General features: G+C 53.6%; 1 protein-coding gene. It reads left to right on the top strand.

Annotation, left to right across the window (positions count from 1 at the left end):
- On the top strand, window positions 1–16,828 hold a 16,828-nt coding region (locus MHB54_RS28325; protein WP_340982129.1), incomplete at its 5' end, for a non-ribosomal peptide synthase/polyketide synthase.
- Between the last annotated feature and the right edge of the window lie 50 nt (window positions 16,829–16,878).

Here is a 16,878-nt window from a genome sequence, read left to right as displayed (position 1 = left end):
TGAAGCATTACCGCCACAGCATGTCGCACGATTCCAACGGCTTGTGTCGAGCCTAGCGGGAGCGAAGCTGATCAACCTGTATGGTCCAACCGAAGCGACGGTGGACGTGTCGTACTTTGATTGTGAACCGGATGAGGAATATGGAGTTATTCCGATCGGAAAACCGATTCAAAACATTCGTCTGTACATCGTGAAGGAAGGCACGGAGCAATTGCAGCCGATCGGGGTTGCGGGTGAGCTGTGCATCGGCGGTGTCGGCGTAGCCCGAGGTTATCTGAACCGTCCAGAACTGACGGCCGAGAAATTTGTGAAAGATCCGTTTGCTGGCGGGGAAGCAGGCTATGAGCGGATGTACCGCACAGGCGATTTGGCGAGATGGATGCCGGACGGCAACATTGAATATCTGGGCCGGATCGACCATCAAGTCAAAATCCGGGGCTACCGGATTGAACTGGGAGAGGTCGAAACGCAGCTGCTCCAAGTGGAATCGGTACGCGAAGCCGTAGTCACGGCTCGCGCGGATGAAACGGGACAAAAACAAATGGTGGCGTACTATGTCGCCGGACAAGAAATGGGTGCCAGCGAGCTGAGAAGTGAGCTGGGCCGGGGGCTGCCAAGCTACATGGTGCCATCGTACTTTGTACAGCTGGAGCAAATGCCGCTGAGTCCAAATGGCAAAATTGACCGCAAGGCCCTGCCAGCACCGGAAGGCAGCCTGCAAAGCGGAGCCGATTATGTCGCACCGCGGACGTGGGTGGAAGTGAAGCTGGCACACATTTGGCAGGATGTGCTGGGCCTCACGCAGGTCGGTGTGAAGGAAAACTTCTTCGAGATTGGCGGACACTCGCTGCGGGCGACGACACTGGCCTCGAAGATTCACAAGGAGCTGAACAAGCCACTTCCACTGCGCAGTATTTTTGAAGCACCAACCATTGAACAGTTGGCAGTCGTACTGGAACAGCTGGATCAAGTAACATACGCGTCCATTCCGGTAACGGAAGAACGCAGCTTCTACCCGTTATCTTCGGCGCAAAAACGACTGTATGTATTGCATCAGTTCGACCCGAATGATGTGAACTACAACATGCCGTCGGTGCTGCAAGTGAGCGGCCCGCTGGATGTGAAACGAGTAGAAGATGTGTTCCGTCAATTGATCGATCGCCATGCAACCTTGCGTACCCGCTTTGAGCTAGTGGACAATGAGCCGATGCAATGGGTTGAGGACACCGTGCCGTTCGAGGTGGAATATACGAAGGTACAGGCAGAGCGTGCGACTTCGGATACAGATCAAGACACAGCTACGTACACGACGATCAGTCAGGAAGCACAAGAACGGGTTCGGCAGTTTGTCCGTCCGTTTGATCTGAAAGCTGCACCGCTGCTGCGGGTAGGCTTGGTAGACTTGGGCGTACAAGGAGCAGAGAAAGAATCACAGCATCTGCTCATGCTCGACATGCACCATATCGTTTCGGATGGTGTGTCGATGGAGGTACTGACCGATGAATTTGTTCGCTTGTATGGCGGTGAAGAGCTATTGCCATTGCGGATTCAGTACAAAGACTATGCGGTCTGGCAGCAAAGCGAAGCCCATCAGGAGTGGATGCAGCGTCAGGAAACGTACTGGCTCGACACCTTCCGGGGCGGAGTGCCTGTGCTGGATCTGTCAACCGACTTTGCCCGCCCGGCGGTGCAGAGTACGGCAGGGGATACGATCGAATTTGCACTGGAGCGTGAAGTTAGCGAACGCCTGAAAGAACTGGCTTCGCAAACCGGCGCAACCTTGTATATGGTGCTGCTGGCGGCGTACACTACGCTCTTGCATAAATACACAGGCCAAGAAGATATCGTAGTGGGAACGCCGATTGCCGGAAGACCGCATACGGAACTGGAGAGCCTGGTAGGTGTCTTCATCAACACGCTGGCAATCCGCAATTATCCGTCTGGCGACCAATCGTTCCTGGATTATCTGCAAGAGGTGAAGGAGCATGCGCTCAGTGCTTATGAGCATCAGGACTATCCATTTGAAGAGCTGGTTGAAAAGCTGAATTTGACGCGGGATACGAGCCGAAATGCGCTGTTTGACACGATGTTTGAGTTGAAAACATTGGAGCAACAGGAGTTCCAGCTGGAAGGTCTGACCTTACATTCATATCCGCTGGAAAATAATACGGCCAAATTTGATCTGAGCTTGGATGCAATAGAGCAGCCAGAAGGTATTCTGTGCAGTCTGGAATACAGCACGGCGCTGTACAAGCCTGAGACTATTGCCCGATTGGCGCAGCATTTTACCGAACTCGTACGTGCAATTACACTGCATCCACAACAGCCACTGGCAGCTTTGGAGATGGTACCTGCCGAGGAAAAAGCACAAATCATCCATGGATTTGGAAATGTGGGGGTATCGGATGTTGCTGCTGTTGAAGCAGAAGCCTTATTCCATACCTTTGTGGAAGAACAGGCACAGCTTGTGCCGGATCACGTGGCGGTGGTGTACGAGGAGCAGCAGCTTACGTACCGGAAACTGAACGAGCGTGCGAACCAATTGGCGCGGAGATTGCGGAATGAAGGCATTGGACGCGAGTCGATTGTCGGCATTTTGAGTGAACGTTCGGTCGACATGCTGGTCGGCGTATTGGCGGTATGGAAAGCTGGAGGCGCCTATGTGCCGCTGGATGCAGACTATCCGTCCGAACGTATTCGTTTCATGTTAGAAGACAGCTGCGCCACGGTACTGTTGACCCAAACAGGCTTGCAGGACCGTGCGCAGGTCTGGCTGGATGAAAGCCGACAGGCCTTGACGGGAGGGCAGTTTAAGGCCGAGTTAGAAACAGCGGCTGGAACGATGGAATCAGGTACTCTCCATGGAACCCTGAATGGAACAGCAGATTCGCCACCTAGCGAAGCAGCATCCGAATCCGCAGCGAACTTGCGTCTGCAGACGATGCTGGCTTTGGATGATGAGTCGCTGTACATCGGTGATACCACAGACGTCGATCATATTAACGAACCGCAGGATCTGGCGTATGTGATCTACACGTCCGGGACAACAGGACGTCCGAAGGGCGTCATGATCGAACATCACAGCTTGGTCAATACGGCTGCGGCGTATCGTCGGGATTACCGTCTGAGCCAGTTCCCGGTACGACTGCTGCAGCTGGCGAGCTTCTCCTTCGACGTCTTCGTCGGGGATATCGCGCGGACGCTCTATAACGGTGGCACGATGGTTATTTGTCCGAAAGACGACCGGATTGATTTTAGCCGTTTGTATGGCTGGATTCGCGATTACCAGATTACAGTGTTCGAATCGACCCCGGCCCTGATCGTACCGTTTATGCAGCATGTGTATGAACAGGGGCTAGACATGAGCAGTCTGGAACTGCTGATTACCAGCTCGGATAGCTGCAGTGTGACGGATTATCGGGTGCTGCAAGAACGATTTGGCGCAGATATCCGCATTATGAACAGCTACGGCGTCACAGAAGCGGCAATCGACTCTAGCTTCTATGATGAAGAGCTGTCGAAGCTACCAAGCAGTGGCAATGTACCGATTGGTCAGGCGTGGCTGAACGCACGCTTCTACATCGTGGACAGCCAGCTGAATCCGGTGCCGATCGGCGTACTGGGCGAGCTGTGCATTGGCGGAGCTGGAGTGGCACGAGGCTACCTGAATCGTGCGGACTTGTCGGCCGAGAAATTCGTAGCGAATCCGTATGTAGCGGGTGAACGATTGTACCGCACAGGTGACCTGGCACGGTGGATGCCGGACGGCAATGTGGACTTTATCGGCCGGATGGATGATCAGGTCAAAATCCGGGGCTTCCGGATTGAACTGGGCGAGGTGGAAGCGCAGCTGTTGACCGTGGAAGGCATTCAGAAAGCCATCGTCACCGCCTGGGAAAACGAAGACGGAGACAAGGATTTGTGTGCGTATATCGTAGCCTCTGAGGCGCTGAATTTGCCCGAGCTGCGTAACATGCTGCAGCCCAAGCTACCGGGTTATATGATCCCGACGTATGTCGTACAACTGGATCATTTCCCGCTGACACCAAACGGGAAAATTGACCGCAAAGCGTTGCCTGCGCCGGAAGCGCGCCTCGAAGGAGGCACGGCGTATGTGGCACCGCGGACACTGCTGGAAGAGCAACTGGTACGTATTTGGCAAAGTGTTCTGAATCATCGGCAGATAGGCATCCAGGATAACTTCTTTGAAGTGGGAGGACATTCTCTGCGCGCCACAACACTGATGGCGAAAATCCATCAGGAGCTGAATTACAAGCTGGCCCTGCGAGATATTTTCCAATATCCGACGATTGAGCAACTGGTGCAGGTGATGGGAGAAGATCAGACGCAGCAAACGTATGTATCCATCCCTGTGGCGGAGGAGCGTGCATATTATCCCGTTTCCTCGGCGCAAAAACGGATGTACGTGCTGAGTCACCTGGAAGGCGGAGAGGTTAGCTACAATATGCCGGGCGCTTTGATTATTGAAGGTTCCTTGGATAAAACGCGACTGGAGCAAGCCTTCCGCCAGCTGATTGCCCGTCATGAAGCCCTGCGAACCCGATTCGACATGGTGGATGGCGAGGTGATTCAACGGATTGAATCGGGCGTCGCATTCAACGTGGAGCATGTGCAGGCAAGCGAAGAAGAGACCCAGCAGTACGCACAGGACTTTGTACGTGCATTTGATCTCGCACAAGCACCGTTGCTGCGGGTTCAGTTGGTGGAAACCGGACCGGAGCGTCACGTCATGCTCTATGACATGCATCATATTATTTCGGATGGTGTCACTGAAGGAATCATCGTGCAGGAGTTCTCTCAATTGTATGAAGGCAAGGAACTGCCGTCCCTGCGCATCCAGTACAAGGACTATGCCGTTTGGCAGCATGCCGATATGCAAAGTGAACGTCTTCGTGAGCAGGAAAGCTACTGGCTGAACACGATGGCTGGTGACATTCCGGCGCTGGATATGCCAACGGATTTTGCAAGACCTGCCGTACAGCGTCTAGAAGGAGCTCGATTGGAATTTGCGATCAGCCTGGAGGACAGCGAGCAGTTGAAACAGCTGGCCGCGCAAACCGGCTCTACCTTGTACATGGTGTTGCTGGCCGCGTATAGCACGCTCTTGCATAAATATTCAGGGCAGGAGGACATCATCGTCGGCACGCCGATTGCCGGAAGACCGCATGCGGAACTGGAGGGCTTGGTAGGCGTATTCCTCAACACGCTGGCGATCCGCAATTATCCGTCTGGCGACAAAACGTTCCTGGATTACTTGCAAGAGGTGAAAGAGCATGCGCTCAGTGCTTATGAACATCAGGAGTATCCTTTTGAAGAACTGGTTGAAAAGCTGAATTTAACGCGGGATACGAGCCGGAATGCGCTGTTTGACACGATGTTTGAGTTGAAAACATTTGAGCAGCAGGAGTTCGAACTGGAGGGTCTGACCTTTAAGACGTATCCGACGGACAATAACACGGCCAAATTTGATCTGACCTTGGATGCAGTGGAGCAGCCGGAAGGCATTCTGTGCAGTCTGGAATACAGCACGGCGCTGTACAAGCCTGAAACCATCGCGCGATTGGCACAACATTTTACTGAGCTTGTTCGTGCAATTACACTGCATCCGCAGCAGCCACTGGCAGCTTTGGATATGGTAACCGTCGAGGAGAAGGCACAAATCATCTACGGTTTTGGAGATGTGGGAGTATCGGATGTTGCTGCTATTGAAGCAGGAGCCTTGTTCCATACCTATGTGGAAGAACAAGCGCAGCTTGTACCGGATCACGTGGCGGTGGTGTACGAGGAGCAGCAGCTTACGTACCGCACACTGAACGAGCGTGCGAACCAATTGGCGCGCAGACTGCGAAATGAAGGTATTGGCCGCGAGTCGATTGTCGGCATTTTGAGTGAACGTTCGGTCGACATGCTGGTCGGCGTATTGGCCGTGTGGAAAGCTGGAGGCGCCTATGTGCCGCTGGATGCGGACTATCCGTCCGAACGTATTCGTTTCATGCTGGAGGACAGTGGTGCGACGGTGCTGTTGACCCAAACGGGCTTGCAGGAGCGTGCACAGGTCTGGCTGGATGAAAGCCGACAGGCCTCGACCGGAGGGCAGTCTGAAGGCGAGTTGCAAACAGCGGCTGGCGCTGAAACGATGGAATCAGGTACTCTCCATGGAAATCTGAATGGAACAGCAGATTCGCCATCTAATAGCGAAGCAGCATCCGAATCCGTATCGAACTTGCGTCTGCATACCGTGCTGGCGCTGGACGATGAGTCGCTGTATACCGGAGACACCACCGATATCGAGCATATCAACGAACCGCAGGATCTGGCGTACGTGATCTACACCTCCGGTACAACGGGACGTCCGAAGGGCGTCATGATTGAGCATCGCAGCTTGGTGAATACGGCTGCGGCCTATCGCCGGGATTACCGTCTGAACCAGTTCCCGGTACGACTGCTACAACTGGCGAGCTTCTCCTTCGACGTGTTCGTCGGCGATATTGCGCGGACGCTCTATAACGGCGGCACAATGGTCATCTGTCCGAAGGACGACCGGATTGATCCAAGCCGTCTGTATGGCTGGATTCGCGATTACCAGATTACGGTATTCGAATCGACCCCGGCCCTGATTGTACCGTTTATGCAGCATGTGCATGAACACGGGCTGGACATGAGCAGTCTGGAACTGCTGATCACCAGCTCGGATAGCTGCAGCGTGACGGATTACCGGGTGCTGCAAGAACGATTTGGCGCAGATATTCGCATTATGAACAGCTACGGCGTCACGGAAGCAGCGATTGACTCTAGCTTCTATGATGAAGAGCTGTCGAAGCTGCCAAGCAGCGGCAGTGTACCGATTGGCCAAGCGTGGCTGAACGCGCGCTTCTACATCGTGGACAGCCAGCTGAATCCGGTGCCGATCGGTGTACTGGGTGAGCTGTGTATTGGCGGAGCTGGGGTAGCACGGGGCTACCTGAACCGTGCAGACCTGACGGCCGAGAAATTTGTAGCGAACCCGTACGTACCGGGTGAACGATTGTACCGCACAGGCGACTTGGCGCGGTGGATGCCGGACGGCAATGTGGACTTTATCGGCCGGATGGACTATCAAGTGAAAATCCGGGGCTACCGGATCGAGCTGGGTGAGATTGAAACGGCGATCCAGCGGGTGCCGGGTGTGCGTCAAGCGGTAGTCATCGACCGGACGGATGAGCGTGGACACAAGTATTTGTGCGGATACATCACAGGAGAAGCAGAGCTGCGGATTGAGGAGGTACAGGCCGAGCTGGAAGCCGGACTGCCAGCACATATGGTACCTGCACGCTTGATGCGTCTGGAGACCTTGCCACTGACCCACAACGGCAAAATCGACCGCAAGGCCTTGCCGGAACCGGAAGGAAGCATCCATACCGGTGCAGCCTATGTGGCACCGCGTACTACGGTGGAACAAGTATTGGCTGCGGTATGGGCCGGGGTGCTCGGTGTGGAAGCGGTAGGCACGCAGGATAACTTCTTCGAACTGGGTGGCGATTCGATCAAGGCGCTGCAAGTATCATCCCGATTGCTGCAGGCAGGTTATCGACTGGAGATGAAAGACCTGTTCAGTCATCCAACCGTGTCTGCATTGGCACTGAAAGTCCAAACGGTGACCCGATTGGCGGATCAGAGTGAAGTGGTGGGCGCTGTGAAACTGACACCTGTTCAACAATGGTTCTTTGAGCAGAACCTGACGGATGCTCATCATCATAACCAGTCCATTATGCTGCATAGCAAGGACGGTTTTGATGAAACGGCCCTGCGCACAGCGATGGATCACGTCGTGAGCCATCACGACGCACTGCGCATCATTTTCCGTCCTACGGAGTACGGATATGAAGCTTGGAACCGTGCGGTTGGGGAGGGCGAGCTGTATACGCTGGATCGGGCCGACTTCAGAAATGAGTCTGAGGTATCTGCGGCGATCGAGGCCAAAGTAAATGAAATTCAGGCGGGTATTCATGTAAGCGAAGGACCGCTGGTGAAGCTGGGGCTGTTCCATTGCCCGGATGGAGATCATTTGCTGATGGCGATTCATCACTTAGTGGTGGATACCGTATCTTGGCGCATTTTGTTCGAGGATATTACGACCGCCTATGAGCAGGCATTGAACGGACAAGCGGCTCGTCTTCCGCACAAAACGGATTCGTTCCGCACCTGGGCTGATGGGCAGTCTCAATATGCGAACGGCCCGGCCATGGTAGCAGAACTCGCATTCTGGCAAGAAATTGAACAGGGAATGTATGAGCCGCTTCCAAAAGACGAATCCCATTCTCATTCCTTGAATAGGGACAGCAAGAACATTACGGTCACGTGGACAGCTCAGGAAACGGAGCAGCTGTTAAAACAGGCGCATCGTGCCTACAACACGGATATGAATGATTTGCTGCTTACCGCATTGGGACTGACGATTTATCGCTGGGCGGGCCTGGAACGAGTGCTCGTGAGCCTGGAAGGTCACGGACGGGAGTCCATTTTGCCAGAACTGGATATTACGCGCACCGTGGGCTGGTTTACGACCCAATTCCCAGTTGTGCTGGATATGAGCGTGGGGCAAGACCTTTCACAACGCATCAAACATGTGAAAGAAGGACTACGCCGCATTCCGCAAAAGGGCATTGGCTACGGGATGTTGAGATACCTGTCCGCAGCACGTGAGCAAGAGCGTTTTGTAACCGAACCTGAAATCAGCTTTAACTATTTGGGACAATTTGACCAAGATATGCAAAATCAGTCCATTGGCGTATCTCCTTACTCTAGCGGTGCAGAGCTTAGCGCCCATGCAGCTAGAACGCACACGCTGGATATGAACGGACTGATTTCCGAAGGCGAGCTGCAATTGACGATCAGCTACAGCAAGCAGGAGTATCGCCATGAAACGATGGAGCAGCTAGCTGAAGCGTTTAGAATCAGTTTGCAGGAAATCATTACGCATTGCACAGGCCGCAAACAGCAAGAGCTGACGCCAAGCGATGTCATGCTTAACAATGTAACCATGGCCGAGCTGGATCAATTGGTAGAACGGACTCGTGACATGGGGGAACTGGAAAATGTATATGCGCTGACGCCGATGCAAAAAGGCATGTTGTTCCATAGTTTGATGGATGCAGAGTCAGGAGCTTATTTTGAACAAACGACCTTTGATTTGCATGGACGCTTCCAAGCGGATATTTTCCAAGATAGCTTGAATCATTTGGCGCAGCGGCATGAGATATTTAGGGCCAATTTCATCAGCGGTTGGCAGGATGAGCCTGTGCAGGTTATTTTCCGCCGCAAGGATGTTGGTTTCAAATGTGAAGATTTGCGTCATCTGAATGATCAGGAACGTGACGCGTATGTGCAGGAATTTATTCGCAAGGACAAGGCAGCCGGATTTGATTTGTCCCGGGATGCGTTGATGCGCGTGGCGATTTTACGAACAGGTGATGAGGATTATTATTTTGTGTGGAGCTCTCATCACATCTTGATGGATGGCTGGTGTGTGGCATTAGTCACGGATGAGGTGTTTGAGGCTTATTTTGCAGCCGTGGAGCATAGAGAGCCGAAGCTTGCCCCCGTTACTCCATACAGTCAGTATATTGAGTGGCTTGAAGCACAGGATGTAGGGGCTGCAGCTTCCTATTGGAAGGATTATTTGCTCGGCTATGATCAGCAAACTTCGATTCCGACCGGAAAAGTAGGCGTGAAAGCGGACGGTGCACAATTTGAGCATATCCTGTGCGATCTGGGCAAGGACTTGACCGGACGTATGGAAATGGTGGCCAAGCAGCACCACGTGACCACCAATACATTGCTGCAAACAGCTTGGGGCTTGCTGCTCCAAAAGTACAACGGTAGTGACGACGCTGTTTTTGGCGGTGTAGTGTCTGGTCGTCCAGCGGATATTTCGGGGATCGAAAATATGGTGGGCTTGTTCATTAACACCATTCCAATACGGATCCGCAGTGGGGCTGAGGACACCTTTGCCGACATGATCAGAACGAATCAGAAGCAGGCGCTGACTTCTCAAGATTATGAAACGTATCCGCTGTATGAAATTCAAGCCTTGAGCGAGCAAAAGCAAGATCTGATCAACCACATTATCGTGTTTGAAAACTATCCGGTGGAGGAGCAGGTCGAGCAACTTGGCGAAGGTGCAGAGTCGGATTTTGAAATTCGCAATGCCGGCATGATTGAACAAACCAACTATGATTTCAATCTGGTCGTTATGCCGCAGGAAGCGATGAAAATCCGATTTGAATACAATGCGAAGTTATATGATCGTGAAGCCGTTGAACGGACTCAGGGCCATCTGATACAGCTGTTGGAGCAGGTGGTGACGAAGCCGGACATTCGAGTGCAGGAGCTGGATATGTTAAGTGAGCAGGAGCGTGAGCAAATTCTCAGCGTATGGGGAAATACAGTTGCTGAGTATCCAAGCGGGCAAACGATCCATGGCTTGTTCGAGACACAAACGGCGCAGACACCGGAGCAGGCAGCGTTGTTCTTCGAAGGAGAGCAGTTGACCTATCGCGAGCTGAATGAACGTGCGAATCGTCTGGCTCGTACCTTGCGTAGTCAAGGCGTGACGAAGGATCGACTGGTGGGTCTGATGACCGAGCGTTCTGTGGACATGATCGTAGGTATCTTCGGGATTTTGAAGGCCGGTGGCGCGTATGTCCCCATCGATCCGACGTATCCAGAGGAGCGTATCCGCTACATGCTAGACGACTCGGGTGCGAAGCTGTTGTTGACACAAAGCCATCTGGTAGACAAAGTCACGTTTGACGGCCGCATGCTGGTGCTGGATGGGGAGCAAACGGTGTATCACGAGGATGATTCCAATTTGGAGCCGTGGTCTGGTCCGAATGATTTGGCGTATGTGATTTATACGTCGGGTACAACGGGGCAGCCGAAGGGTGTAATGCTCGAGCATCACGGGCTATGCAATCTGAAAACGTATTTTGATCAGACGCTTCGGATGAGCACGTCGGATCATGCGTTGCTGTTCGCCAGCTATTCGTTTGATGCGGCTTGCTGGGAAATCTTCCAAGCGCTGTTCTGTGGAGCCACGTTGTATGTGCCAACGTCAGAGACGATTCTGAACTACGAGCGGTTTGAGCAATATATGGCGGATCACCAAATCACCGTGGCCGCTTTGCCTCCAACCTATGCGGTGTATCTGGAGCCAGAACGGATGCCAAACTTGCGTATTCTGTTTACTGCGGGTTCAGCATCCTCAACCGAGCTGGTATACAAGTGGAAGGATCAGGTGGCGTACTACAACGGCTACGGTCCAACAGAAAACTCGGTGGCGACGTCCATCTGGCCGGTATCCGAGGATGAGAGAGCCGGACAGCTGATTTCTATCGGACGCCCTGTGCCGAATCATCGGGTATACATGGTGGATGTGCATGGACATTTGGCTCCGGTGGGCGTAGCGGGTGAACTGTGCGTGTCCGGTCCGGGTCTGGCTCGGGGTTATCTAGATCGTCCAGAGCTGACGGCTGAGAAATTTGTATCGAATCCGTTTGCGGCTGGCGAAGCGGGCTATGAAAGGATGTACCGTACAGGTGACTTGGCGAGATGGATGCCGGACGGCAACATCGAATATTTGGGCCGGATCGACCATCAGGTGAAAATCCGGGGCTACCGGATCGAGCTGGGTGAGGTCGAGGCACAAATTTTGAAAGTGGAGGACGTACAAGAGGTCATCGTACTGGCACAAGCGGACGAACAGGGGCAAAACCAACTGGTGGCGTACTATGTTGCTGAACGGGAAGTGAGCACTGGTGAGCTGCGCAGCTTACTGAGCGAGGAGCTTCCAAACTACATGGTGCCTTCGTATTTGGTGCAGCTGGAGCAGATGCCGTTGACACCGAACGGTAAAATCGACCGCAAGGCACTGCCAACACCGGAAGGCAGCCTGCAAAGCGGAGCGGATTATGTAGCACCGCGGACATGGGTGGAAGTGAAGCTGGCGCAAATTTGGCAGGATGTGCTGGGTCTGGCACAGGTCGGTGTGAAGGAAAACTTCTTCGAGATTGGCGGACACTCGCTGCGGGCGACGACGCTGGCCTCGAAAATTCACAAGGAGCTGAACAAGCCACTTCCACTACGCAGTATTTTTGAAGCGCCAACGATTGAACAACTGGCAGCGGTCATGGAAGGTCTGGATCAAGTGGCGTATGCGTCCATTCCGGTGACGGAAGAACGCAGCTCCTACCCGCTTTCCTCGGCGCAAAAACGACTGTATGTGCTGCATCAGTTCGACCCGAATGATGTGAACTACAACATGCCGTCAGTGCTGCAAGTGAGTGGCCCGCTAGACGTGAAGCGAGTGGAGGACGTGTTCCGTCAACTGATCGCCCGTCATGCAACGTTGCGTACCCACTTTGAACTGGTGGACAGTGAGCCGGTGCAATGGATTGAGGACACCGTGCCGTTCGAGGTGGAATATACGAAGGTACAGGTAGAGGGTGCGACTGCGGACACAAGGGTCAGCCAGGAAGCACAGGAACGTGTGCAACAGTTTGTACGTCCGTTCGATCTGCAAGTCGCTCCGCTGCTGCGGGTAGGCTTGGTAGATTTGGGTGTACAAGAAACCGAGCAGGAACCGCAGCATTTGCTCATGCTCGATATGCACCATATCGTCTCGGATGGTGTGTCCATGGGAGTACTTACCGATGAATTTGTCCGCTTATACGACGGTGAAGAGCTTTCGCCAATGCGTATACAGTACAAGGATTATGCGGTATGGCAGCAAAGCGAAGCCCATCAAGAGTGGATGTTGCGTCAGGAAGCGTACTGGCTGGACACCTTCCGGGGTGAGCTGCCAGTGCTGGATGTACCTACGGACTTTGCCCGTCCGGCGGTACGAAGTACCGCAGGCGATACGGTGGTGTTTGGACTGGAACGTGAAGTCAGCGAACGGCTGAAAGAACTGGCGGCGCACACAGGCTCGACGCTGTATATGGTGCTGCTGGCAGCGTACACCGCGCTCTTGCATCAATACAGCGGGCAAGAGGACATCGTAGTCGGCACGCCGATTGCCGGACGACCGCATGCAGATTTGGAACCGATCCTCGGGATGTTCGTCGGTACGTTGGCATTGCGAAACTATCCGACAGCGGAACATACCTTCCGCAGCTACGTGGAAGAAGTGAAAGTTTGTGCTCTGCAAGCCTATGAACATCAGGACTACCCATTTGAGGAACTGGTGGAAAAGCTGAACGTGAAGCGGGATATGAGCCGCCATCCGCTGTTTGATACGATGTTTACCCTGCAAACCACCGAGGAAGGCGAACTGCAACTGGCAGATTTGAGCTTCCGTCCATATGGCTTGGAACAAACGCCAGCGAAGTTTGATTTGACGCTGGAAGCCAGAGAGGAAGAGGCAGGTATCCAGTTCGGATTGCAGTATGCAACTGCGTTGTACGAGCGCGAAACGGTAGAACGGATGACGCGTCACTTTGTTCGCTTGGCCGAAGCCGTCGCGGCGAACCCGGATGCGAAGTTGGGTGAGCTGGAGTTGATTACGGCAGAAGAAACCGAGCAGATTCTGAAGGTGTTCAATGATCCGAATGCGCACAGCCTGCTTGGAGCATTACAAGGCCGTTCGCTCAGCGAACGCTTTGAAGAGCAAGCGAAGCGCAACCCTGAGCGGATAGCAGTTGTGTCTGGGGCCACCGCGCTGACCTACACTGAGCTGAATGAGCGTGCGAACCAATTGGCTCGTGTGTTACGAGCGGAAGGGGTCGAAGCAGATCAACCGGTTGGCGTATTGCTGGAACGTTCTGCGGATATTCTGGTGAGCATTCTGGGGGTACTTAAGGCCGGAGGCGCATATGTACCAATGGATACGGTGTATCCACAGGAGCGCATCGACTACATGCTCCAAGACAGTGGGGCCAAGGTCGTGATTACAAGCAGAGTCGCCAACCTGTCGCTCAGCTTGCCATCCACAGTTCGAGCTGTAGTCTTGGATGACGAGGACGTTCAAGCTCAGTTGGGAGCACAGGATGCGGGCAATCTGATCCCTGTCGCCGGCCCGCACAACCTGGCCTATACGATTTACACGTCAGGTACCACCGGTCAGCCGAAAGGGGTCATGATCGAGCAGGGCAGTGTTAGCAATCTGGTAGATGCTTTATTGGAACGAGTATACAGCCGTTATGAACAGCCGCTTCATGTCGCATGGCTTTCGGCGTTTGTATTTGACGCTTCAGTGAAGCAAATCTTTGCCAGCTTGCTGTTAGGCCACACCCTGCATGTGGTGTCCCGTGACGTCAGTCTGAGCGGAGAGCATTTGATCGCCTACTACCGCACGCACCGGATTGATCTGTCGGACGGCACACCTGCGCATCTGCATATTTTGAACGAAAGTATCAGTGTGACGGAAGCGCCGGAAGTGAAGCATTACCTAATCGGTGGCGAAGCATTATCCGTGCAGCTGGTAAATGTGTTCCTGCACAAGTGGTCTGGGTATCGTCCAGTCATTACGAACGTGTATGGCCCGACCGAAACGACGGTAGATGCGACCGCTTATACGATTGAAGATGTGGAGTCCCTGAACGTACTGCTGGAAAAAGGGGAGCATACGGTATCCATCGGAACGCCGATAGCGAACCAGTCGGTGTACATCCTGAACAGCCAGCAACAGCTGGTACCGATCGGTATCGCAGGTGAGCTTTATATCGGAGGTGCAGGCGTGGGACGAGGGTACCTGAACCTGCCGGAGCTGACGGCAGAGAAGTTCGTCCTGAATCCGTTCGCTGATGCGGCAGCAGCCGATCAAGCGGACAGCATTCACGCAAACCGGATGTACCGGACGGGTGACTTGGCACGGTGGTTGCCAGACGGCAGTATTGAGTATTTGGGCCGGATCGACCACCAGGTGAAAATCCGGGGCTACCGGATCGAGCTGGGCGAGGTGGAAGCGCAGCTGCTGACCGTGGACGGCATTCAGAAAGCCGTGGTCACAGCATGGGAAAACGAAGACGGACACAAGGACCTGTGTGCCTATATCATAGCTTCAGAGTCCCTGAGTTTGCCGGAGCTGCGCAATGCGCTGCAGCCGAAGCTGCCGGATTACATGATCCCGACGTATGTGGTACAACTGGATCGTTTCCCGCTGACACCGAACGGGAAAATCGACCGCAAGGCGTTGCCGGCACCGGAAGCACGCCTCGAAGGAGGCCTGGAGTACGTTGCACCGCGGACACCGCTGGAAACCAAGCTAGCCCAAATCTGGCAGGATGTCTTGAAGCTGTCCAGCGTAGGAGTCACCGACTCATTCTTTGACGTGGGTGGACACTCCCTGCGGGCAACGACGCTGGTGGCCAAAATCCATCAGGAACTGGACAGTCGGATTACACTGCGTGAGGTGTTCCAACACTTCACGATTGAGCAGCAAGCCCAGCTCATCGCAACGCACGGTACAGACACCTATACGGTGATCCCTGCGGCGGCGCAACAGGCGTACTACCCGGTTTCCTCGGCTCAAAAACGACTGTACATTTTGAGCCATCTGGAAGGTGGGGATCTCAGCTACAATATGCCGGGTGTATTAACCGTGGAGGGACCGCTTCAGGCCGATCGGCTGGAGGATGCGTTCCGTCAGTTAATAGCCCGCCATGAAACGCTGCGGACTTCCTTTGAAATGCTGGAAGGCGAGGTCGTTCAGCGGGTTTACGATCAAGTGGAGTTTGCAGTAGAACACCTGCAGGCCAGGGAGTCCGAAGCCGAAGCCTATATCGAGTCCTTTGTACGCAGCTTTGATCTTCGCCAGGCACCACTGCTGCGTGTCCGTCTCATTCAAACTGGACCAGAGCGCCACCTCCTGATGTACGACATGCACCATATTATTTCAGACGGTGTATCGTCGAGCAATATCGTGCAGGAGCTGGTACAACTGTACGAAGGGCAGGAATTGGAGCAGCTGCAAATTCAGTACAAGGACTATGCCGTATGGCAGCAGCAGGAGACGCAGCGTGAGTCATACCAACGCCGGGAACACTTCTGGCTGGAGCATTTAGCCGGAGAATTGCCGATACTGGATTTGCCAATTGCTTATCCTAGACCTGCTGTTCGCAGCTTCGAGGGTGCGATGTATGAATTTACAGTGGACGCGAATGTATCTGAGCAACTGCGCCGAATTGCGGCACAGACCGGAAGTACGATGTACATGGTGCTATTGAGTGCCTACACCGTTCTGCTGTCCAAATACAGCGGTCAGGACGATTTGATCATCGGTACGCCAGTAGCAGGACGCTTGTTACCTGAACTGGAGCCGCTGATCGGAATGTTCGTCAACACGCTAGCCATCCGGCATCAGCCGAGGGGCAACCAAACGTTCCACAGCTACTTGCTGGAAGCCAGAGATCGTACGTTGCAAGCCTTCGAGCATCAGGATTATCCACTGGAAGAGTTGGTGGAAAAGCTGGATGTAGCACGGGATGCAAGCCGTAACCCGTTATTCGACACTATGTTTGTACTGCAAAATACGGAGTCACAGGAAGCGAAGCTTGAGACGCTGTCCTTCAGCCCGTATGTTCAGGAGCATCGTATCTCCAAATTCGATTTGACTTTGTCCATGAGTGATGAAGATGGGGAAATCAAGGGTTCCTTTGAATATTGCACGAAGCTGTTTGGAGCCGACGCTATTGAGAGATTAACCAGAGATTTGATAGCGATCCTGTCCCAGATTGGAACCGACCCAGATTTGCTGTTAAGCGATATTCAGGTGAACACGGACGAGCAGCCAGAAGGCTTCTCGCCGGATTCCATCGACTTTGTTTTCTAAATCAGTTTTCTAAGATGCAATGATTTACTTTGCTGTGCAGAGGGCGGCGG

The sequence above is a fragment of the Paenibacillus sp. FSL M7-0802 genome, assembly GCF_038004945.1.
GTDB lineage: Bacteria > Bacillota > Bacilli > Paenibacillales > Paenibacillaceae > Paenibacillus > Paenibacillus polymyxa_B.
The sequence above is the reverse complement of the archived record's forward strand: the minus strand, read 5'-3'. Positions and strand labels throughout refer to the sequence as shown.